Raw genomic sequence first — 23,966 nt, forward strand, 5'->3', positions numbered from 1 at the left:
TAACCGTTCGGCCTGTCAAGCTTATGAACGGTTATTTTTTATTGTTTTTCGTTGCTTCAAGGATACCGAAAATCAGTAACGCAACAAACGCTAATCAGCTGAACAAAAGCAACACTACGCGTTGCTTCGATCTCAACAACTTCTAAGAGCTAAAGCTCTAAGAGTTGAAGGTCCTTCGGAAATAAGCCGAAATTGTTGAGAATCACGAAGAACGTAGTGATTCGATGATGAATAATACCTACTTGGTCTCCAAAAATTGAAGAACTATTTTCGGAAATTCCTTCTTATTGCTGAGAAACACTATTTGCAAAGCAAATAGATGTTAAACAGTACCTACTTGGTTCTCGGAGCTAAACGCTTTCGCCTTAGCCTCAGAGCAAAACTAATCATCAATTCCAATGCCACTTCGATTGACAAAAAAAATGCTCCTTTCGTTAAAGTGCATCGGATACACATAGGTATCACCTGCCTCTCTAACTCAGAGCCACCGTCATACAACTTTCATTGGTAATAGCTTTAGTATAACCTATTGGGTTCACCAAGAAAACGTTTTTATAAAGAATACCGCCAAAAAATCTATTATGACTTTTTGGCGGTATTCTTTTTTATTGAACCACTTCTGGGTATAAAAGTTTTAAAACGTCCATTGTTAAACGGCGTCCTTTTCCAGCGTAAGGATACACATGCATGTGCATGGCTGGATTAAAGTTTGCTTCAATAATCCCGTACGTTAAGCTATCACGTGTGCCTTTTACGTCTTTGTCAGGAATGATTAAATCAATGCCACAAATTTTGGCTCCTAAAGAAGCTACGGCCTCAATGGCGATTTGTTTATAACTATCATCAATGACATCGGTCATATCAATCGAATCCCCGCCCGTGCTAACATTAGAATTTTCTCGCAAGTACACGATTTGCTCTTTTTCTGGCACAGAATAGATAGTTAAACCTTGTTCTTTCAACATTAGTTTTTCTAAATCATTTAACTGGATTAATTCTAGTGGTGCACGGTGATTGGTTCCCCGCAATGGATCACTATTTTTAGCGGCCACCAATTCTTCTACAGTATGTTTGCCATCTCCGGTAACATTGGCTGGCACGCGCAACATGATGGCTTTTACATCATTATCTAACACAAAGAACCGATATTCTGTTCCAGGTAAAAATTCTTCAATTAAAACCGCTGTGTCCTCTTTAAAAGCAATCCGTAACGCTTCCGTAAAGTCTTCCAACGAAGCGCCTTCTTTAAAAATGGTAATTCCTAAACCGTAATTCGTTGATTTTGGTTTCACGACAAACGCTTTATTGGCATAGCGCAAATGTGCTTCTTGTGCCTCAATAAAAGATGAAAATTCTTCACCGCCAGGCACATGGAAACCTGCTGCAGACAAAATTTTCTTTGTCACGGTTTTGTTTTCCATAATCAATGGTACCACGTAGTTATCTTTGCTAGTCATGTTGGCATTTTTGACGTATTCAATGTGCTCGCCATGTTGCAGTTTCAAAAATTGCTCTTGTTCATCTAAAATTTCGATTTCCAGACCTTTTTGAATCGCATCAAATAAGAAAATTTGTGTGGATAATTCCATCTCACGGAAACCAGCTAATTGATAAGGGCGTTCAAAGGCCATACTTTGATATTGGTTTCCAAAAATGTTTCCCAGTTCACTGTTGGAGTTTTCTTGAATAATCGTCCACATTTTGCCAGAAACGGTGTCTTGTGGATTCCGCAGTTGTTGATAATACTTACCGACAACTTCTTTGCCTTTGCGAATGCCTAGAGCATCTAACATATCAATCATTTCTGAAAAAATCCGATCGCCTTCTGCAATTAACTTAATCGTTTCATGAGGATGACCAAGAGCCACTTGTTCATTAAAAATATCCCCAGTTTTCACCCATTCATCCGCTTCTTCTTTTTCATCTGTCCACAATAAATACAACATGAAATAATGTAAGAAATCCACGGTATCTTCCACAATGCCTAAACGCGAAAAAGGATTTAAGTCTAAATTACGCAACTCGATATAGCGAATACCTGTTTTAGGCAGATCAGACATTTGTTTCCCGCCACGTAAGCGCACAGGCGCATAAAATTCTTTTTCTTCAGAAAGTAAACCATTTTCCACCATGCGATGAATATCTTCTAAATAGCGTTCCAATGAGGCATACGATACTTTCACATTGTCATGATTTCTGTAGCCATACGTACTATTCCGAATACTGCGAATAGGTTCTTGCGGTTGGTCGTCATAGACTCTAAAGTAGCCGTCTTCACTAACTGGTGAAGCCCCAAAAAGATACGTAATTAACCAGCGATAACGTAAAAAGTTACGGGCAACTTTCATGTACACTTTCGTTTTAAATTGTTTACAATCTGTCACTTCGGATTGTTCATCATATAATTGCTGAATCAGGGCTTGGTCATATTCAAAATTAAAATGAATTCCGCTGACCATTTGTTTTCGTTTGCCATACTCTTTTGCCAAATAACGGCGATATAACACTGCATCATATTGATCTAATTTAGCAATTTTAATCTCTTCATCTTTTGTTGGTAATTGTGGCGGCATACTTAATGGCCACAGCATTTCATCTTCTGGAATCGAACGACGAGCCACATCGTGAATGGCATCTAAAAAACGAAGCATTTCTGTGCCGCTATTTGCTACAGGCGTGATTAGTTCTAATTGTGTTTCACTAAAATCTGTTTGAATATATGGATGATAAGAACGGTTACCAAAAACCATGGGATGATCAGTTGTCGCTAAAAGCCCTTCTCGTGTACTACGTTGGTTTTCTTTTTCTAAACCAAAACGAGCCATCAATACGTAAGGACGAACATTTTTCTTTTGCATTAATTCTCTATAATTCATCTTGTCGCCTTTCTTTCTACAAACTATCTGTTTCTCTTACTATTATATAGGAAAACGAGTAAATATGCTGTTTTTTTGAACGTTCGCTTGGGAATTTTCGAGACACTTTTAGAGAGCGCCTTTTTCCGTTATACTGAAAACAACTAGTTTATAGAAAGTGGGGATTGCTCATGAAAAATCGTACATTACTTTTAATTGACTTTCAAAAAGGCATCGAAAGTCCGACGCAGCAATTGTACCGTCTACCAGCAGTGTTGGATAAAGTCAATCAGCGTATTGCTGTCTACCGCCAACACCATGCGCCCATTATTTTTGTTCAACATGAAGAAACCGAATTACCTTTTGGCTCAGACTCTTGGCAACTTTTTGAAAAACTGGATGCACAACCTACAGATTTTTTCATCCGCAAAACACATGCGAATGCCTTTTACCAAACAAATTTAAATGATTTATTGACGGAACACGACATTCAAACGTTAGAAATTGCTGGTGTCCAAACCGAGTTTTGTGTGGACACTACAATTCGGATGGCTCATGGTTTAGGCTATACGTGTTTGATGACACCGAAAACCACTTCCACCTTGGATAATGGGCATTTAACCGCGGCACAAATTATCCAACATCATGAAGCTATTTGGGCTGGCCGCTTTTTGACTTTTTTGCCTTCAATAAATTGAGAGCTTTTCCAAAAAATTGTTTGTTCACTATGTTTTCTTGTCGTATTTCATGTTAGTATAAGGAAAAAGTGTTCAGTTGATTAGTTGAAGATTTAGAGTGTGGGACATAAGTCGATTAGGCTTGTCTCTCATGTTCTGTCTTTTTTTATGTCATCATTCACTAAACTAATAAATAATTGGAGGTATTTTATGAACAAATTTTTTACAGCCCAACGTTTAAAAGACACCGCCTATGTAACAGTCGGTGCATTCATTTTGGCCATTTCAATCAATGCGGTCTTATTGCCAAATAAACTTGTGGCAGGCGGAGCCAATGGCATTAGTATTGTTATTAATTATGTTTTCGGGATTAGTCCCGCCATTGTTCTTTACGCCATCAATATTCCTCTTTTAGTGCTTTGTTTCTTACTTCTTGGGAAAGAGGTCGGTGTCAAAACCATTTATGGCAGTCTTATTTATCCATTTTTTGTAGGAATTACTTCAGGGATGCCTGTTTTAACACATAATATTTTTCTAGCAGCATTATTTGGCGGTATTATTACAGGTGCTGGCCTAGGCTTGGTTTTCCGTGGCAATGCCTCAACTGGTGGTACAGCAATCATTTCACAAATTGTCAATAAATACTTCAAAGTTTCCTTAGGTATTGCTATTTTATTCGTCGATGGTTTAGTCATTTTATCAGCAATGTACGCTTTTAATGCAGATATTGTGTTATTCTCTTTAATTTGTTTATTTACAATTGGTCGTGTCGTTGACATGATTCAAGTTGGTCTGGTTCGCTCGAAGAATGTGATGATTATTTCACCAAAATATGTCGCTATTCAAGAACGCTTATTACGTGAACTAGATAAAGGTGTGACCTTGGTGCCAATCGAAGGCGGTTATCGAAGCGCGAAAGGCATGCTCTTAATGACCGTCATTCGTGAAAAAGATTTTCCCCGCTTAAAAGAAGCCATTCTTGAGATTGATGAAGAAGCCTTTTTGATTTCAATGAGTGCAAGTGAAGTTTACGGAAAAGGATTTAGCTTGAAAAAAGTAGCTGATTCTTATGGTGTTGAAGCTACTAATGCCAATAATTTACAATAGTTTTTTGTAGGAGAAGAGCCGCAAAATCTGTAGAAATTTTGCGGCTCTTTTTACATCTTCATCCAGACAGGTTCTAAGCTATTGCCATCCAAATCTTGCACTTCTAAGCCATACATTTGCTCTTCTGGTATTCCCATATCAACTCGGTAACAGTTGCCTCCGTTAGCTTTGGCGATTTCGCCAAACTGTTTTACGGCTTCGGCACTCTCTAAACTAAAGGAAATTAATGCTCCACTGGTTGTTTTCGCATCAATAATTTGCTTTTCTTGGATAAATTTTCCATAAAAGTCATGGTTCAACAACATAATCCAAAATTGATCATCCCACATCATCGAACTAGCTTCCTCTGTTGAAAATTCCTCGTTCTTTTTGAATCCAAGTTTTTCATAAAATGCTGTAGAACGTTGGACATCCGCTACTGGGAAGTTAACAAAAACCATTGTGCCCATGTGATTCATCCCTTTCTTTTAATCATCTACGACAGCTAAGTGTGCGTTGCGACAAAATCAACAAGCTTGTTTGATTTATACTAGCATATTCATAAAAGAAATGTTACTAAAACGTTTTCTTAAGGTAATTCTCGATAAGCCAAGTGCTGAATGATTTCACTATGTTGTGGATAATCGTTTAACAATTCCGCTTGAGTAAATAACTCGAAGTCTTCAAACTCAAAGCCTGGTGTAACCACACAACTGACTAACGCAAATCCTGTCGCTACTGTAGAGCCAAAGATTGTGCCGGCAGGAACTGAGAACGAAAGCTGTTGCCCTTGAACTAAGTCTTTCCCTAACTGAACAGCTTGATATGTTCCATCAGGAAAAATACAGTGAACGGTTAACGGCTGACCATCGTGAAAAAACCATAATTCATCCGCTTTTAAACGATGAAAATGTGACGGACTTTCTGTATTTAATAGAAATAAAATCGCTGTATGCAACGCCCGTTCGCCTCGTTTGGTCGGAATCAATTGTTCACTTTTATTGGTTTGTTTAAAATAACCGCCCTCAGGATGCGCTTCTAATCCTAACTTCTCAATCCACATTTGTTCTGTCATCTTCTCCCTCACTCCTTCATTTTTTCAGAAACGATTTAGGAAGAACTTAGAACATCCGTCCCAATCCTAAAGTAAACGGCGGGACAGGAGTAGCTTCTTCATTCTTGAAGCTAAATACTCCTGTCCCACGTTCTTCCCAAACCTGTTATTTTCTACAACTAAACATCTTTTAATAAGCCTTTAAATAAGCCCATTGCGAAATCGTTGGCATTGAATGGTTCTAAATCGTTAATGCCTTCACCTAGACCAACTAATTTCACTGGCAAGTGTAATTCATTCCGAATAGCAATGACAATACCACCTTTGGCTGTTCCGTCTAGTTTGGTTAAAACTAAGCCAGTGACATCGGTTGTTTCTTTGAACTGTTTAGCTTGTGTCATCGCATTTTGCCCAGTAGTTGCGTCCACGACTAAGAGAACTTCGTGAGGCGCATCTGGAATTTCTCGTTGGATGACTCGTTTGATTTTTTCTAATTCCTTCATTAAGTTGACTTTATTTTGTAAACGACCTGCTGTATCCACTAGCAAAACATCGGCCTGTTCTGCTTTGGCACGTTCCACTGCATCGAAAACGACCGCTGCTGGGTCGCCGCCAGCATTCCCACGCACAACTTCAACGCCAGCCCGTTCGCCCCAAACAACTAATTGATCGATGGCGCCCGCTCGGAACGTATCGGCAGCTGCCATTAAAACTTTCTTTCCTTCCAACTTGTATTGATGGGCTAATTTACCAATGCTGGTTGTTTTACCAACTCCATTAACACCAACAAATAAAATCACGGTTAAGCCATTTGGCTGTAAGTTAATCGCGTTATTTTCATTAATTCCTGCTTCTTCATACAAATCAACCATTTTTTCAATGATGGTATTTTGAACTTGAGCTGGTTTTTTCACATTTCGCAGTTTCACTTCTTGTCGCAAGGCTTCTGTAATTTTTAAGGATGTATCAAAGCCTACGTCTGCACCAATTAACGTTTCTTCTAATTCTTCAAAGAAATCTTCATCGACGCTCCGGAAATTAGCAAACAATTCATTCAACCGTTGACCAAATGTTTTACGCGTTTTTTCCAAGCCTTTTTCATATTTTTCTTGGACCTGCTCTTCTTTCGACTCTTCAATTTCTTCTGAAACCTGCGTGTCTGTTGGTTCTGCCAAAGGGGTTACGACACTACTTTCTTCCTCAGGCACTTCCACAACAACTTCTTGTGTTTCCTCTGTCAGGATTTCTTCTGGCTCTTCATCTAACGCTTCTTCTACGCCAGCTAATTTTTCCATTTCAGCGTTATCTGTTAAATCGGCTGTTTCTGCGACTTCTTCCGCTGCCGTTTCTGGCGTTGTTTGCGCCTCTTCTGCTGCGGTTTCTTTTGATTCAGCAGGCGCTGATTCATCACTAGGTGTTTCGTCTACTGTTTCTTCAATAATCTCTTGTTTTTCTTCTTCCTTTTTTTCAGCGGAAAAAGCTTTTTTAATTTTATCAAAAAATCCCATTCTTATTGGCCTCCTTCCAACGGCGTTAAAATATATTTTTCGACCGCTTTGGCAACGCCATCTTGGTCATTCGTGTCTGTAACGACATCTGCGGCTTCTTTAACTAATGGAATCGCATTTGCCATGGCGACACCTAAGCCAGCGTATTCAATCATCGGTAAATCATTTTCTTCGTCCCCTAGGGTCATGATTTCTTCTGCACGGATTCCTAAATCTTTGGCTAACAAGGAAATACCATAGGCTTTCGTAATCCCTTTTGGCATAAATTCTAATAAGTTATTTCGCGTTTTAATAATTTCAAAACGCTCATAAAAAGAGGCTGGAATTTCCTTGATGCGTTCATTTAAATACGCTTCATCAATCGCAACAACAACTTTATTATAAATTCGATTCGGGGTTAACTCTTCTAATTTGTAGGACTCAAAGGTTAATAATTTGTTTAGAGAACTATAAATTGAAGGATAATTTGGGGCAGAAGGCAGTTGCATCACGACCTCATCGGATAAGACATCAAACGGCATATTGAGTGTGGTTGCTAATTGGTACAGCTCATGAATCGCTTCCAAGGGCATCAATGTTTTCTCAATAATGGCCCCTGTATCATTTTTTTGAACCAACCCGCCGTTAAAAGTAATGCTATAATCGCCTTCATCTTGTAAACCTAATTCTTCTAAGTAAGGACCAATAGCTGCCAAAGGTCGACCTGTGCAGATAACAACTTTCACGCCTGCTTGTTTCGCAGCCATCAGTGCTTGTTTATTCCGTAAAGAAATCTCTTTTTGGCTATTTAATAATGTTCCATCTAAATCAATAGCAACTAATTTTATCAAACGTTCGCTCCTCCTTACTTCTGGCTAATTGCTTTTTTCAATTGCGCCACCTTCTTTGACCTCTTCCAAGCGAACTGAAACGATTTTTGAAACCCCAGATTCTTGCATAGTCACGCCATATAAAACATCTGCGGCTTCCATTGTCCCTTTACGATGCGTCACCACAATAAACTGTGTGCCATCTTCAAATTCGCTTAAATAATGGCCAAAACGAGCAACGTTGGCTTCATCTAAAGCTGCTTCTACTTCATCTAAAATACAGAACGGAACGGGTCGAACACGAATAATTGAAAAGAGTAATGCAATCGCCGTTAATGCCCGTTCGCCTCCAGACAACAAGCTTAAATGTTGTAATTTTTTCCCTGGTGGTTGCGCCTCAATCTCAATCCCTGTATTCAAGAGATCCTCTGGATTGGTTAGCACCAGTTCTGCCCGGCCGCCACCAAACATATTGGGAAATACCACTTTGAACTGGCCACGAATTGCTTCAAAGACTTCTTTAAACCGTTCTTTCACTTCTTGGTCCATTTCATCCATGGTTTCAAATAATTGTTCTTTCGCATTTAATAAATCATCTCGTTGACTGACTAAAAATTGATGGCGTTCATCGACTTGTTCAAATTGCTCGATGGCGCTTAAGTTAACAGGTCCTAACCGCTCAATTTCTTGTTTTAGGCGTTTCACTGTTTGCTGCGCTTGCGCTAAATCATCGATTGGGAAATACGCTTCATAGGCAGCTTCAAAGGTTAAGCTGTATTCTTCCTGTAAGTAACTTAACGAGCTATCTAATTGCATTTCTGCACGATTTTTTAGGACTTCAATTTGTGTTTTATCTGCTAAATACTGTTGTTGGCGTTTGTTTTCTTCCGCTAATTTTGTATCTAACTCGTCTACTTCTTCTTGCAACGCTTGTCGTTGACTGCGTACCGTTTGTAAAGACGTTTGCAACGCTGTTTGTTTCTCCGCTAATTGCGCGACTTGTGCCGCTAAGCCTTCTTCGGTTAACTGGTGATCGCTAGAATGGCTACTTAGTTGTTGTAGCTGTTGACGGATGGCCGTTTCTCGAATCAACAATTCGTCCAATTGTTCTTGTTTGTCTTGCTTTTGACGAGCAAAATGGGCACATTGTTCCGCCGCTACTGCTTGTTCTGCTTGAACTGTCGTCAAGCGTTCTTGCGCTTGGGCTTTAAAGGTTTCCATTTGGCTAGCTTCTTGTTCCACTTGTTTCATTTCAGCATCTAAACGTTCTTTCGTTGCCGTTAAGTTTGCTTGTTGCTCTGTCAATGTGGCTTTTTTCGTTTGATATTCGGTTAAGAATTGATGCAATTCCCGTGATTCATATTCAAACAGACGTTTTTCTTTTGTTAAACGAGTAATCGTTTCTGTTTGATTGGCTAATTTATTGTCAATTTCTTGTTGTTTTAAGCGATTTTGTTCACCAGCAGAGCGCAACATTTCTGCACGTTCCGTGGCTGTTTTCACTTCTTGCGAGAGCGCTTGGACTTCTTGTTCCACACTTCTTAGTTGTGTCTCTAATTGAGTCATTTGTTCAGTAATTGTTTGAAGTTCTTGCGCTTGTGAAAATAGGCTTCCTTGGTTGCCACGTTTATTGGCTCCCCCAGTCATCGAACCGCCAGGATTCATCACATCGCCTTCCAATGAGACAACGCGATATTGGTAATTGACTAATTTTGCTAACTGGTTGGCACTCGTTAAATCTGCCGCTAAAATCGTGACGCCTAAGAGATTTTGAATAACGGTTTGTACTTGTTCTGGATAACGAACTAATTCGCTGGCAATCCCTACGAAGCCCGGTGCACCAGCCAAACGATTCTGAACCATCGCCGATACAGAGCGTGGCTTAATGGTGGTCAATGGTAAAAAGGTTGCTCGACCACTGTGTTGTTGTTTTAAGAAGGTAATGCCTGCTCGACCATCTTTCTCATTTTCCACAACAATATGTTGCGCCGCACCACCTAGGGCCGTTTCAATCGCCAACGTATATTCTTTAGGCACTTCAATTAACTCAGCCACTGCGCCAATAATCCCAGTTAATTGGTTTTTGTGACGCAATACAGCTTTCACGCCTTGATAGAAGCCAGCGTAATTTTCTTGAATTTCTTGCAAACTTTTTTGGCGTGCCTTCGCTTGTTGCACTTGATTCATCGCTTGGTACATATCGTTTTGACGCTGTGCTAATCGTTCACGCTTAGCTTCAAGCGTTGCTTTCAACGCGGTGTATTCTTCCAGTTGTTCTTGTAAGCCTTGTTTTGCGACTTTTTGCTCTTTTTCTAGCGTTTCTTTCATTGCGAGAGCTTCAACCATCTGTTCTTCTAGCGCTTCGTGTTTTGCTAGCGATTGTTGATTTTTAGCTGTTTCTTGTTGATATTGTCGTTCTAAATATTTTAAGTCATTGGCTGTATTGGCTTGTTCTTGCATGACTTCCACATACTGACTGCGCAATTCCTCCATCAATTCTTTAGAAGACTTACTATATTTTTCCACATCTTTCGTTGCCAAAGCCAATGCTTCTTTTAACGTCTGACGTTGTGCCGTTTTTTCTGCGATTGCTGTTTCCAGCGTCTGCAATTCTTCTCGATAACGAACAATTTTTTCGGCCGTTTCTGCCAATGTCTCTTCGTATTCGCTTGCCGTTTGGGAGGTGTGTTTGGAACGTTCAATTAAAACATTTTTTTGTCCTTCTGCTTGTTTCAACGCTTCTGTCACTTGTAATAATTGTTGTTGTTCCGTTTCAATTTGTTCATCTAAACGATTGCGCTTGCTGCGTAAACGTACCAATTTGCCTTCTAAGTCATGGACTTGCTTACTTGCGTCAGCTAACTTTTCTTCAATGGCTGTTAATTCTTGCGTTTTCGTTTCCCAAATAGCTTTTGCTTCTTGAATTTCGGTCACAGTTAAATTGACATCAATTTCGGTAAGTTCTTCTTTCAAAGCTAAATACTTTTTAGCCGTATCTGCTTGGGCGGCTAGAGGAACTAATTGGTCTTCCAACTCGTAAATGATATCTTGGACACGGCTTAAGTTGTCCTCGGTTTCGAAAAGCTTTTGTTCAGCCTTTTTCTTTCGTTGTTTGTATTTTAAAACGCCCGCTGCTTCTTCAAAAATCCCTCGACGGTCTTCAGGTTTACTATTAAAAATCGCTTCAACTTTCCCTTGTGAAATAATTGAAAAAGATTCTTTGCCTAACCCTGAATCCATAAATAAATCTTGAATGTCTTTTAAACGGCACGCTTGTTTATTAATAAAAAAGTCACTTTCGCCCGTTCGTTTTAAACGACGGGTGACACTAATCTCACTATAATCCAATGCTAAATAATGGTCGCTGTTGTCTAACGTCACGGTAACTTCCGCAATATTTAGCGGCTTACGACCTTCCGAACCGGCAAAGATAATGTCGTTCATTTTGCCACCGCGAAGGTTTTTCGCAGATTGTTCACCTAATACCCAGCGAACGGCTTCCGTGATATTACTTTTCCCACTTCCATTCGGACCAACCACTGCTGTCACATCATCTTCAAATTCAATAATGGTTTTATCTGCAAATGATTTAAATCCTGTAATTTCAATTCGTTTTAAATACACGAATATTGCTCCTTCCAGCCTTACTGAGGAATACTTTTCAGTGCCCGCTCAGCGGCATCCTGTTCAGCTAACTTCTTCGATTTTCCTTGGCCTAACCCAATGAGTTCACCATTCATGTAAACTTCAGTGAAAAAGGTGCGGTCATGAGCAGGGCCTTCTTCTTTAATTAAGCGATATTCAATTGAAACATCGCCTTTGCGTTGTAAAACTTCTTGTAATTGTGTTTTGTGATCCATCTCATGTGAAAAAGCACCGGCATCAATTTTCGGAAAAATAACGTCTTCAATAAATTTCTTGGCTGCGCCAACTTTTTGGTCTAAGTAGAGGGCACCTAAGAAGGCTTCAAATAAGTCACATAATAATGATGCACGTGTTCGTCCGCCCGATGCTTCTTCTCCTTTACCTAATAAAATGTAGTTGTCGAAGTGACATTCTTTCGCAAATTTGGCTAAACTATCTTCCCGAACGATGGCTGCGCGCATCTTCGTTAATTTTCCTTCTGGAAGTTCTGGGAATTTTAAATACAAATATTGTGAAACAATTAATTCTAAAACTGCATCTCCTAAAAATTCAAGACGTTCATTATCGGATAATTTTAAATAGCGATGCTCATTCACATAGGATGAATGAGTAAAAGCTTGCTCTAATAGATTGACATCATGGAAAACAATGCCGTAACGTTCTTTTAACTCTGTTGTTAACTGATTGTCCATTCTCCACATTCCTTTACATTTATTTACACCTTGTTTCATTATACTTTTTTTTTCACTTTTTTTAAATGGTTCTATTCAGAAAAAGCCTGTTATTCACTGTGTTCTCATTATTTTTTAGAAAAAAATAAATAAATAGAGCTATGACTGAGATAAAAGCGTTTGTTTACGTAAGAGATAGAAAGAGCGTGGGACAAAAATCACTTTGGATTTTTGCGCCACGCTCAAAAACTGATAAACGGCGGGAACAGAAGCAACTCCTCCTTATTTCTCGGAGTTAAACACTTCTGTCCCGACCTCGTTCTATCTCTATTAAATCAGCGGAACGTTGTTTAACGTTTTTCCGCAGTGACACCCACCGTTGCCCATGGATTATCTTTCGTATCAACTGCCCAAGTAAAGTCAACTACACGGTCGTTGACAGGCAAGACTTCATTTCTGTAAAGCGTTGGGATTACAAATGCTTCATCAATGGCATACTCTTGCCAATCGTAGAAGGCTTTTTTACGTTTTTCTTCATCAAATGATGCTTTTGAATCGATCGCATCAAGTAATTTAGTATTTTCTTCTGACTCAAAACGTGTGTAGTTAAAGGCTGAGTTTGGACCATATAAGCCGGTTGGTGAAGGATCTGAACCTGTGCCCCACGCGCCTTGATAGATATCTACTTCTGGATCATCATTTTTCAATTTATCATAGAATGCTTGGAAATCAATTAAGCGTCCTGTTGTATACGTTACGTTTAAGCCAATTTCTTTCCATTGTTGGACATAGTAATCAGCAAGTGGTTGTGCAGTTTCGCCGCCTGACATTGAAGCAAACTTGATTTCTAGTGGTTTGCCTTCTTTGTCTTCGCGAATGCCATCGCCGTCTACGTCTTTATAACCAGCATCATCTAATAATTTTTTCGCTTTGTCTAAATCAAGCGTATAGCCTTTCGCTTCGCTATCATGCAAGCTCTTGAAGACTGGTGGAATTAACGTTGTTGCCCCTGTTCGTAAGCCGTTGTAGAATTTTTGGCCGACTGCATCATTGTCAATTGCATAGCCCATGGCTTGACGTAAGCTTTTATCTGCCATTTTAGCTTTTGGATTGTATTTCACTGTATTTGTTTCTTTGTCAAACGTACCCATTTTAAAGCCAATATACGTGTAGGCTTGTTCGGGACGTCCTAAGATTTGATACCCTTCAGTATCTTTGTAGGTTGGATACGTATCTGTTGGCATTGATAATGCAATATCGTATTGTTTCGCTTTCATCGCTTCTACAATGCTCGCAGAAGGAACAGATTTGAACACTAATTTATCTAATTTAGGTTTGCCACCGTAGTAATACTCATTTGGTAGGTATTCAACAGATTCACCTGTCACAATATTACTCATGTAGTATGGTCCAATAGTCACAGGGTTTTTACGAACTGCATCGCTTGATTCCATGTCTTTAACAGCAATTCCTTCAAAGGCATGTTTTGGTAAAACTGAACCCCAAACACCGCCACCTAATTGTTGCATTCCTGGGTGAACTTCTTTGTAAGTGATTTTAACTTCTTTATCATTGACTTTTTCTATGCCAGAAATGGTTGGCGATTTACCATCATGGTAGTCTTCCATGCCAACAATATTCGTAAAGTTATCATCATAACGAATCCCTGTATAGTCTTTATGACCAATGACTTCATAAGAGAAAATCACGTCATCGGCTGTCACATCTTTACCATCAGACCATTTCAAATTGTCACGTAATTTAATGGTTGCTGTATTGGCATCTTCATCTAATTTCAGATCCGCAGGACCCCCATCGACAATCTTAAAGTCTGCATCATTGTTAAATAATGGCTGTACCGTTGGAAGCATGTATTGTGCATCATAGTTGTCTTGATAAAATTCTTGCTGGAAAAGTCCTTGGAATTGTGTATCCATAACTACAGCGACATCTAATGTCCCGCCATCAATTGCTTTTTTATCATTTTTAACAGCGATTGGCATTTTTGAAATGTCTTCTGTTTCCGTTGCTTTATTGCCCCCGCCTTTATTACCGCCACCACATGCAGCTAACCCGAATACTAACACAGAAGCTAACGTGATTGCACCTAAAATCCGTTTCTTGTTCATCTCTTTTCCTCCCTCATTTTTTGGCTAATTAGCCTAATCGTTGTCGTGCATCTGCTGAGCGCTTAAATGCTTGTCCAACATAGTTTATACTTAACATCAAGACTAAAATTAGAATTGATGCAGGTAACCAAACCCATTGTTTATTGACTAATACATCCCCACTGCTGGCGTAGCCAATTAAGGTTCCTAAACTTGGGACACTTTGTGGTAACCCGAAGCCTAAGAAAGTTAACGTTGTTTCGATCCCGATATTGGCCGCGAAATTAATCGTTAAGTTCGTAATAATTAATGAACTTAAATTCGGCATAATTTCTCGAAACATAATTTTAAAATCGCTTGTTCCCATTGTCTTAGAGGCACTAACGTAATCTCGGCGCCCTTCAGATAACGTTTTACTGCGGAACAACCGCGCTTTTCCAACCCAATAAAACGCACACATAATCCAAATAAAGGACCAGATACTATATTTAGGAATCACGGAAACGAACACAATAATAATTAACATAATTGGCAAAATCATAATAAAATCCACGATACGCATCAAAATATTATCAATCATGCCTCCATAATAACCGGAAATAATCCCTAAACCGACCCCGATAATAGACGTAATAATCGTAATGGCAAAACCGATTAAAATCGAGTTTCTAGCCCCGATAATCAATTGTCCTAAAACATCACGACCCCCTTCATCGGCACCTAAAATGAACTTGGTGCCATTCATTGTAACGGTACCTGGTTCCGCATATTTATCTAAAATACTTACATGCATAACGGCACTTTGGTCTAACACTAACGAACCGATAAAAACGGCTAATAAGATAATGACCAAGAGGATTAAAGAAAACATCGCCATTTTTTCTTTGACGAATTCTCGCGCAATCATCCGAAAGCCCATTGGTGGAATACTTTCTTGTAAGACTTCTTCTCTTTTTTCTTCTGTCAATTCCATTTTTATCACCCTTTCTTCGTGTTTTTTCTACTGAATTCGAATTCTTGGATCAACAATACTCATTACAATATCAGAAATTAAGGTTCCGATAAGGGTTGCCAATCCCAAAATCAACACGAGAGCGGTAATAACGGAATAGTCACGTTGAATGATACTATCAATAAATAATTTTCCAATTCCTGGGAAAGCAAAAATCTTTTCAATAACGACTGATCCGGCAATCAAAGCAGTAATTTCATAACCTAATTGAGAGGCAATTGGTAATGCTGCATTTCTAAAAATGTGTCGATTAAAAATTTTATTCGTTGGCACTCCTTTTGAACGAGCAGTACGAACAAAGTCCATGTTTTTAACATCAATCACTTCACTGCGCAAATATTGAATAGTGACCGCTGTCCCTAGCAACGCTTGAGTGACCCCTGGTAAAATTAAATGCTTCAGTTTATCTAAATAATACGGCCACGTTCCCTCAGCCAAACCAACAGTCACGGTTCCACTCGTTGGGAACCAGTCTAAGCGATACCCAAAAATAAAGAGCATAATCAAGGCAAAGATGAATAATGGTACGGCAAAACTGAAGAAGTTGTAGATAACCACCATTTTGTCAAACCATGAATTTTGGTAACGGCCAGCAATTAAACCGAAAGGAATGGCGATTAAATACGTGATTATAACTGACACAGCGGCCAATGCAATCGTATTCCCCACCCGACCAGCAATGAGCGTGGACACAGGTAATTTAAAGATAAAACTATGACCAAAATCTCCATGTAAGGCATTGCCAATCCAACGGAAATATTGTTCGTACCAAGGATCATTTAACCCGGCAGCTTCGCGCATGGCTTCAATCACTTTCGGGTCTTGGTTCGGATTAATCAATCCTGTAAACGGATCACCAGGCATCATTTTAGCCAACAGGAAAATCAAGACACTTAAAATAATCACTTGCGGAATCATCAATAACAAACGGCGTAAAATTGTTTTCCACATTATTCAGCACCTCCATTTTTTAACGCTACTTGGTGGGTTGGACTAATCGAATGTAAGTTATAAACCCGCCCATTTTCATCATAATAGTCTTTATGATTTTCCCGATACTCTTGCTCAACTCTTCTTCGTTCTTCTTTATGAGCTTCTCGGTTCGCTACGTCAATTTTAGGAATTGCTGAAAGTAAGCGTTTGGTATAAATGTGTTGTGGATTAGTGTAAATATCTTGGCGTGTACCGATTTCTACAAAACGGCCTTTGTACATAATGGCAATGTTGTCACACATATGTTTAACTACGCCCAAATCATGGGAAATAAATAAGTAACTTAACCCATATTCCTGTTGAATGTTTTTCATAAAATTCAATACCTGTGCTTGCACAGATAAGTCCAGTGCTGAAACAGGTTCATCTGCAATAATTAATTTGGGGCTGGTAGCCACCGCTCGGGCGACGCCTAAACGTTGGCGTTGCCCACCAGAAAATTCATGAGGATATTTGTACAACGCATCTTCTGGCATCCCCACAATGTCCAACAAACTTTTGACTTTTTTCTTTTCTTCTTGGTCACTTAACCGTTCAAAATTTCGAATTGGTTCGGCGATAATATCTAGTACTCGTTTTTTAGGGTTTAAACTTGACATCGAATCTTGGAAAATCATTTGGACATCTTTGTTGTATCCAATCGCTTTTCGACTTCGCGGCTTGGTTACATCTTGTCCTTGATAAATAATTTCACCATTTGTAATTTTTTCTAAACCAATAATTGCTTTTCCTGTTGTTGATTTTCCAGAACCCGATTCACCAACTAACCCATACGTTTTACCTTGTTCAATCATGAAATCCACACCATCAACCGCCAAAACATGATCAGTGATTCGATTGAAGAAGCCGCTGCGAATTGGATAATGAACTTTTAAATCTTTAATTTGAATAATTTCTGTCATTACGCTTCCCCTTCCCCGTCTCTAAAATGAAAATGTTTATAACATGTACAACGAACAAAATGATTCGGTGCAACTTCATGTAATGTTGGATTTTCTTCATGTTCCGATGCATCAATCCAAGGAATTCGTGGGGCAAACCGACAACCTTTTCTAGGTAATTTGGTTAACGAAGGAACAATCCCTTCAATCACATGAAGTTCTTCTTCATCGGAATTCTCTTGGGGAATGGACTGAAGTAAGGAACGTGTATATGGATGTTTCGGATGACTAAACAATTCTTCAGCAGTGGCTACTTCTACAAACTGACCCGCATACATAACCGCTACACGATCAGCCATTTCCGCAACTACACCTAAGTCATGGGTAATTAAAATAATGCCGCTCCCTGTTTCTTCTTGCAAATCTTTTAACAAATCGAGAATTTGTGCCTGAATGGTAACGTCTAAGGCCGTTGTTGGTTCATCTGCAATTAAAATCGGTGGTTTACACGCGATTGCAATGGCAATAATCACCCGTTGGCGCATGCCGCCAGACAATTCATGAGGATACTGTTTCCCGACACGCTCTGGGTTGGGAATCCCCACTTGATCTAACAGTTCAATGGCCCGTGCTTGTTTTTGTTGTGCGGTCATTTTGGTATGATACGTGAGACTTTCTTTAATTTGGTCTTCAATTCGCATGAGCGGATTCAGTGCAGACAACGGATCTTGGAAAATCATCCCAATATCGTTTCCTCTGACTTTGTTGTACAATGTTTCATTAAACGTAGTTAAGTTTAAATTGTTGTATAAAATTTCCCCAGTAATTTTGGTATGATTGGGATCATGTAAACCCATAATCGTTGTTGCTAAGGTACTTTTTCCACAACCAGATTCTCCGACGATTGCCAGAATCTCATTTTTCTTCAATTCAAATGAAACATCATCGACGGCATTATAATAATCATCTTTGATTCTAAATGCTGTTTCTAATCCTGAAACCTCTAGTAATTGTTCATTTCCTTGCATCCATACGCACCCCTTACGTCCTTTCAAAAACATTATATAAATTAACTAATATTTAATGATAGCACTTTCTAATTTTTATTAATGTTAACTTAAAGCTCATTGTTTTTTCATAATTTTATAGAATTATTCCATAAAAAGCAAGATAAAATAACTTTTTTCGCAGTTATTTTTTTACATGTATGATTTTTTTTACAAAAATATGTGTAAAAATAGCCTTATTGCTTAATAAAATAACCATTATGTACGCAAAAAAAGTCGATTAACAGGAATGTTAATCGACTTTGTCTTATTATTTTTTATGAATTACTCACAATATAATCTACAGCGGCACCAACTGTTTCAATTTTTTCTGCATCTTCATCTGAAATCTCTGTTCCAAATTCATCTTCAAGTTCTAAAACAAACTCCATTACGCTAATTGAGTCAGCGTTCAAATCATCTTTAATGTTTAATTGATCTGTTACTTGATCCGCTTCAATATCAAAGTGGTTTGAGATAATCTTCGCTACTTTTTGAAGTACTTCTTCACGAGTCAACTGTATTCACCTCCACTGCTTTTGAAAAAAGGTTCTTTCTTTTACTAAAACGCTAAGATACATTGTACTCACAATTTGGGTATTTGTCCATCTTTTTTTCATTTGAGTAACAAACTGATGTCAAGACAATTGCAAATTACTCTGCTTTGCCTTCATAATATTCCACTAATTGTGGGACAACTTGGGTTTCTAACATTGTATGAATTTGACGAATGGTGTAGCGGACGGCATCAGGACCCGTGGCCCCATGCGTTTTAATGACTGGCGCTTTTAAGCCAAATAAAACCGCCCCCCCATGTTTTGAGTAGTCCATTTCGTCTTTCATGCCACGCAACGCATTCTTTAATAATAAGGCGCCCATTTTTCCTTTGACACCTTCAGAAAGAATCGCTGTTTTCAGCAAGCTCATCATGTTCATAGCTGTGCCTTCGATAGATTTTAAAACGGCATTCCCTGTGAAGCCATCTGTCACCACCACGTCAGCTACGCCATTTAATAATTCTCGTGCTTCAACGTTTCCGACAAAATTAATCGTTTCATCTGCTGCTAACAATTCGAAGGCTTTTTTCGTTAATTCACTGCCTTTTGTTTCCTCAGTTCCGTTATTTAATAGACCGACACGAGGATTCTGAACGTTCCGAACTTTTTCAGCATAGAATGAACCTAAAACGGCATACTGAACCAAATGTTCTGGTTTATTGTCTGCATTGGCTCCTAAATCTAACATGTCAAACCCTTTGTCTGGTTCTCCCATGACAGGTAAAGTTGACATCAAACCGGGACGTTCCACATTTTTGATGCGGCCGACAATGAACAGACCCGCTGCTAATAGCGCTCCGGTGTTGCCTGCAGAAAAAATCGCATCGGCTTCCCCATTTTTAACTGCTTGCGCTGCTAAAACCATGGAAGCAGTTTTCTTACGACGGATTGCCTTCACTGGCTCATCGTCACTAGCAATTTTTTCATCGGTATGAATAATCGTAATGTTTTTTTCATCGGTGATGTATTTTTTTATTTCGGCTTCTTTTCCATATAATTGAAATTCAATGTCTGGGAAGTCTTGTTTGGCTAGCATAACCCCTTCAACAATCGCTTGTGGGGCGTTATCTCCACCCATTGCATCTACAGCAATTTTCATGAGTGATTCCCTCCTACTTTTTTGTTTCCTAACAAGTATAACATATTTTTTTCAAAGAAATACGCATTGGCTTTTACTTTCTGGCTTCAAAAATTACCTCTTCTAATCGAAAAATTGGGCCGCCTCATCTTGGGGTTTCACTCGATTGGCTAAGGCTTGATAAGCAGGATATTGCCACCACTCTTTCACTTGCCATAGGGCACTTGCTTCTTGGCGCGCAACTTCTAAAATATTAAAGTCCGTCACGATATCTCCTACCGCAAATTGAGGCACCCCTGATTGCCGTGCACCGAACACTTCCCCAGGTCCGCGAAGTTCCAAATCACGCTCACTCAAGACAAAACCATTGGTGGTTTCTGTCATGATTTTCATACGCTCAACGCCCATTTCATTTTTCGGATTGGCCACTAAAATACAATAAGATGCACTGGAGCCACGCCCCACACGGCCCCGTAACTGATGTAACTGTGCTAACCCAAACCGGTCCGCATCCATAATTAACATCACCGTGGCATTTGGTACATTCACGCCAACTTCAATAACGGTGGTAGAAACCAGTAATTGTAGCTGATTGTCTTTGAACTCCTGCATAATGTCATCTTTTTCTTGGTTTTTCATTTTACCATGTAGTAATCCCACTTGATATCTTGGGGAATAAAAGCTTTGCATATGTTCAAAAATTTCTGTTGCATTTTTCACATCTAAGGCTTCCGATTCTTCAATCAAGGGACAAATAATATAGGCTTGATGTCCTCGAGCCAACTCTTTTTCCATCCATTCTAAAACAGTATCTAACTGCGGCGGCCGAATCCAACGTGTTTCGATTGGAATCCGTCCAGCTGGCATTTCATCAATGATTGATACATCCATTTCGCCATAGGCTGTAATGGCCAGCGTTCGAGGAATCGGAGTGGCCGTCATAAATAAAACATCTGGTTTTAAGCCTTTTTCTCTTAATATTTTTCTCTGATTCACACCAAAACGATGTTGCTCATCGGTGATTACCAAACCTAATTGATGGAAACTGACATCTTGTTGTATCAAAGCATGGGTTCCTACCACAATGTCAATCTCGCCATTGGCCAGTTCTTCGAGAATTAGACGACGTTCTTTCGTTTTGGTGGAACCTGTTAATAAGGCCGTTCGCACTTCTAATGGATCAAACAACTGCTGTAAGCTTTCCATGTGTTGTTGCGCTAAAATTTCAGTTGGAACCATCAACGCTCCTTGAAAGCCAGCGGTCATGGTGGCGTATAGCGCAATCGCAGCCACTACCGTTTTCCCACTCCCCACGTCACCTTGAAGCAATCGTTGCATATGCTTCGGACTTCGCAAGTCTCGACAAATTTCATTGGTCACTTTTTTTTGGGCGCCTGTCAATTCAAACGGCAGTCCTTGGGTAAACGTTTTTAAGCGATCCACGTCATATTGAATGGCTAAGCCATTTTTTTCCGCTTTTTCTTGTTTCTTCAATCCTTGCATTTTAAGTTGGAAAAGGAAAAACTCTTCAAAGACTACTCGCCGTTTAGCTTGATGGCTTTCTTCTGGATTACTGGGAAAATGCATCGCCCACATTGCTTCTTTTCTAGGCATCAAGCGGTACTTTTCTAATAAATCATTCGGTAAAATCTCTTCAATCAGCGAACCATACTCTTCAAAAGCAGTGCGGATTAACTGAACCAACGTGCTTTGGCGGACTTTTTTATTCACATGATAAATGGGGGCGAAATCTTCATTGTCTCCTTTAGAAGCTAAGATTTTCATGCCATTTAATGATTTTCTCTTGGCGTCCCACTTGCCATAAACAGCAATTTCTTCGGAAAGAACTACTTTGTCTTTTAAAAAAGGTTGATTGAAGAAGGAAACATTAATGACCGCATGTTCTTGCATCATTCGAAACGTTAACCGGCTCTTCTTATAACCGTACCGACTAACGACTGCTTCCGAAACCACTAGCCCCTTTAGCGTAACTTTTTCCTGATCCTGAATCTCACTTAAATCCTTTTCTTGGATATCATCGTAGCGGAAGGGATAATACGTCAATAAGTCTTCAATTGTAGCAATCCCCAGTTCTTGTAAATTTTCAGCACGTTTTGGGCCAACACCGGGCAATACGCTGACTAAATCTGTGATGTCCATAAAATCCCCTCCTCATTAATATACGCAAAAAAATGGATCATTCATTAAATAGGCTGGTTCATTAGCCCTAACTAATGAACCAGCCTATTCGTTTTTATTTTTTCATCACGAAAACCTATTCTGCTGAGAATAAGTATGGATACACAGGTTGTCCACCTTCATGAAGTTCTGTTTCTAGTTCATCGTTTTCAGAAACTAAAATAGCGATTAGCTTTTCAGCTTCTTCAACCGAACCATCTTCGCCGACAATAATTGTCACGATTTCAGTGTCTTCATCAATCATGCGGTTCAACGTGTCTAATGATGCATTAAAACGATCTGCTTCAGAAACGACGATTTTACCATCAATCATTCCTAAGAAGTCATCTTTTTTAATTTCAACGTCATCAATGGTTGTGTCACGAACAGCTGTGGTTACTTGACCACTCACAACGCTGTCTAACATTTCCGTCATACTTGCTTTGTTTTCTTCTAATGATTGTTGATCATTGAAAGCTAACATTGCTGTCATTCCTTGAGAAATGGTTTTAGATGGAACAACCGCTACTGGTACATCGGCAACTTCTGCTGCTTGATCAGCCGCCATAAAGATGTTTTTGTTGTTTGGTAAAATAATGACTTGCTCTGCATTCACTTCTTTGACTGCTTTTAAAATATCTTCCGTACTTGGGTTCATTGTTTGGCCACCACTAATAATGTAGCTTGCACCTAAACTTCGGAATAATTCTTGAACGCCTTCACCGGCTGCAATAGCAATCACAGCAAACGGTACGCGAACTTTTTCAGTCAACGCTTCTTGCTGAGCATCGCGTTCAACTAACGTTTCATGTTGTAAACGCATATTGTCTACTTTTATTTTTACTAACGAACCAAATTTTTGGCCGTAGTTCATCACTTCACCTGGATGCTCAGTGTGTACGTGAACTTTGATAATTTCGTCATCGTTAACGACTAATAGAGAATCGCCTAGTTCATTTAAGTAGTTTCTGAATGTTTCATAATCAAAAGCGCTGTCCACGGTTGGGCCTTCGCCGATACGAACCATAATTTCTGTACAATAGCCAAATTTAATGTCTTCTGTCGCAACGTGGCCACTAACACCACGGTGATGTTCAGCATTAACCATTTCGTCCATTTCGGCAGGACTTGGTTCATACGTCTCAGTTGGTAAAAATTCACCACTAAGCGCTTCTAAAAATCCTTCATAGATAAATAGTAGTCCTTGACCCCCACTATCTACAACGCCGACTTCTTTTAGGACAGGTAATAAATCAGGTGTTTTCGCTAAGGCACGTTTAGCACCTGCTACAACAGCTGTCATGACTTCGATACAGTCATCTGTTTCTTTCGCTTTACGTTCACCAGAACGCGCCGCTTCACGAGAAACAGTTAAGATTGTTCCTTCAACGGGTTTCATCACTGCTTTATACGCTGTTTCTACACCATGTGTAAAGGCAGCGGCCAAGTCTTTGGCGTTTAATGTTGTAACCTCAGGAATTTGTTTTGAGAAGCCACGGAATAATTGAGATAAAATAACCCCAGAGTTTCCACGAGCACCCATTAATAACCCTTTGGATAACGCACCTGCTAATTCTCCTACTTTTTCAGAGCGAGAATCGGCCACAGCCTTTGCACCACTGGTCATTGATAAGTTCATATTTGTTCCTGTATCACCATCGGGTACAGGGAAAACGTTTAATGAGTTGACATATTCTGCATTTGTGTGCAGACGAGTCGCACCTGCCTGGACCATTTCCTGGAACTGACCTGCGCTGATTTCTGTTACATTCACCTAAAAAATCCTCCTTCAGATTTACCGCTAACGG

General features: G+C 39.4%; 18 protein-coding genes. 2 read left to right on the forward strand and 16 right to left on the reverse strand.

Features of this window, described 5'->3' with window-relative positions:
- Nucleotides 1-605 precede the first annotated feature (605 nt).
- A complete protein-coding gene (gene gshAB, locus IGM13_RS12410; RefSeq protein ID WP_002419601.1) occupies nt 606-2,876 on the reverse strand; it encodes a bifunctional glutamate--cysteine ligase/glutathione synthetase in 2,271 nt (756 codons plus the stop codon).
- Between the two features lie 170 nt (nt 2,877-3,046).
- On the opposite strand from gshAB, the gene IGM13_RS12415 reads away from it, so the two are divergent.
- Both IGM13_RS12415 and IGM13_RS12420 read left to right on the forward strand, forming a co-directional pair.
- Nucleotides 3,047-3,553 (forward strand): cysteine hydrolase family protein, encoded by a 507-nt coding sequence (locus IGM13_RS12415; RefSeq protein WP_002419602.1) that lies wholly within the window; start codon nt 3,047-3,049, stop codon nt 3,551-3,553.
- Nucleotides 3,554-3,742: 189 nt separating this feature from the next.
- Nucleotides 3,743-4,639 (forward strand): YitT family protein, encoded by an 897-nt coding sequence (locus tag IGM13_RS12420; protein WP_002365354.1) that lies wholly within the window; start codon nt 3,743-3,745, stop codon nt 4,637-4,639.
- Between the two features lie 50 nt (nt 4,640-4,689).
- Here IGM13_RS12420 and IGM13_RS12425 read toward each other — a convergent pair whose 3' ends face one another.
- The 15 genes from IGM13_RS12425 to IGM13_RS12495 all read right to left on the reverse strand — a co-directional run bounded on the left by IGM13_RS12425 (nt 4,690) and on the right by IGM13_RS12495 (nt 23,932).
- A complete protein-coding gene (locus IGM13_RS12425; protein WP_010816824.1) occupies nt 4,690-5,088 on the reverse strand; it encodes a VOC family protein in 399 nt (132 codons plus the stop codon).
- 119 nt (nt 5,089-5,207) lie between these two features.
- Entirely contained in the window at nt 5,208-5,693 is a 486-nt protein-coding gene (locus IGM13_RS12430; protein WP_002381091.1) for a cupin domain-containing protein, read from the reverse strand.
- 158 nt (nt 5,694-5,851) lie between these two features.
- Nucleotides 5,852-7,180: a signal recognition particle-docking protein FtsY gene (ftsY, locus tag IGM13_RS12435; protein WP_002419604.1), complete on the reverse strand. Its 1,329-nt coding sequence runs from the start codon at nt 7,178-7,180 to the stop codon at nt 5,852-5,854.
- A 2-nt stretch (nt 7,181-7,182) separates the two neighbouring features.
- Nucleotides 7,183-8,010 carry a Cof-type HAD-IIB family hydrolase gene (locus IGM13_RS12440; RefSeq protein WP_002359053.1) on the reverse strand — a complete coding sequence of 276 codons (828 nt, stop codon included), beginning with the start codon at nt 8,008-8,010 and terminating at the stop codon, nt 7,183-7,185.
- A 24-nt stretch (nt 8,011-8,034) separates the two neighbouring features.
- Nucleotides 8,035-11,613, reverse strand: coding sequence for a chromosome segregation protein SMC (smc, locus tag IGM13_RS12445; RefSeq protein WP_002419605.1), 3,579 nt, complete (start codon nt 11,611-11,613; stop codon nt 8,035-8,037).
- A gap of 20 nt (nt 11,614-11,633) precedes the next feature.
- Entirely contained in the window at nt 11,634-12,326 is a 693-nt protein-coding gene (gene rnc, locus IGM13_RS12450; protein WP_002354946.1) for a ribonuclease III, read from the reverse strand.
- A 329-nt stretch (nt 12,327-12,655) separates the two neighbouring features.
- The gene (opp2A, locus tag IGM13_RS12455) at nt 12,656-14,434 is read right to left on the reverse strand and encodes an oligopeptide ABC transporter substrate-binding protein Opp2A (protein ID WP_002408275.1); all 1,779 of its coding nucleotides are present in this window, start codon (nt 14,432-14,434) and stop codon (nt 12,656-12,658) included.
- 28 nt (nt 14,435-14,462) lie between these two features.
- A complete protein-coding gene (opp2C, locus tag IGM13_RS12460; RefSeq protein WP_002365358.1) occupies nt 14,463-15,386 on the reverse strand; it encodes an oligopeptide ABC transporter permease Opp2C in 924 nt (307 codons plus the stop codon).
- Between the two features lie 27 nt (nt 15,387-15,413).
- Complete coding sequence (gene opp2B / locus IGM13_RS12465) at nt 15,414-16,376, reverse strand: oligopeptide ABC transporter permease Opp2B (protein ID WP_002354943.1); 963 nt, start codon at nt 16,374-16,376, stop codon at nt 15,414-15,416.
- Nucleotides 16,376-17,320: an oligopeptide ABC transporter ATP-binding protein Opp2F gene (opp2F, locus tag IGM13_RS12470; protein ID WP_002415658.1), complete on the reverse strand. Its 945-nt coding sequence runs from the start codon at nt 17,318-17,320 to the stop codon at nt 16,376-16,378. The genes opp2B and opp2F overlap by 1 nt, the downstream gene beginning before the upstream one ends.
- Complete coding sequence (gene opp2D, locus IGM13_RS12475; protein WP_002365359.1) at nt 17,320-18,360, reverse strand: oligopeptide ABC transporter ATP-binding protein Opp2D; 1,041 nt, start codon at nt 18,358-18,360, stop codon at nt 17,320-17,322. Before opp2D ends, opp2F begins: the two co-directional genes overlap by 1 nt.
- Nucleotides 18,361-18,623: 263 nt before the next feature.
- A complete protein-coding gene (gene acpP, locus IGM13_RS12480; RefSeq protein ID WP_002354939.1) occupies nt 18,624-18,863 on the reverse strand; it encodes an acyl carrier protein in 240 nt (79 codons plus the stop codon).
- Between the two features lie 136 nt (nt 18,864-18,999).
- Nucleotides 19,000-20,001 (reverse strand): phosphate acyltransferase PlsX, encoded by a 1,002-nt coding sequence (plsX, locus tag IGM13_RS12485; protein ID WP_002354938.1) that lies wholly within the window; start codon nt 19,999-20,001, stop codon nt 19,000-19,002.
- Between the two features lie 102 nt (nt 20,002-20,103).
- Complete coding sequence (gene recG, locus IGM13_RS12490; protein WP_002419606.1) at nt 20,104-22,140, reverse strand: ATP-dependent DNA helicase RecG; 2,037 nt, start codon at nt 22,138-22,140, stop codon at nt 20,104-20,106.
- 115 nt (nt 22,141-22,255) lie between these two features.
- Nucleotides 22,256-23,932, reverse strand: coding sequence for a DAK2 domain-containing protein (locus IGM13_RS12495; protein WP_002354936.1), 1,677 nt, complete (start codon nt 23,930-23,932; stop codon nt 22,256-22,258).
- Nucleotides 23,933-23,966: the final 34 nt, after the last annotated feature.

Source organism: Enterococcus sp. DIV0561 (assembly GCF_050539875.1).
GTDB lineage: Bacteria > Bacillota > Bacilli > Lactobacillales > Enterococcaceae > Enterococcus > Enterococcus faecalis.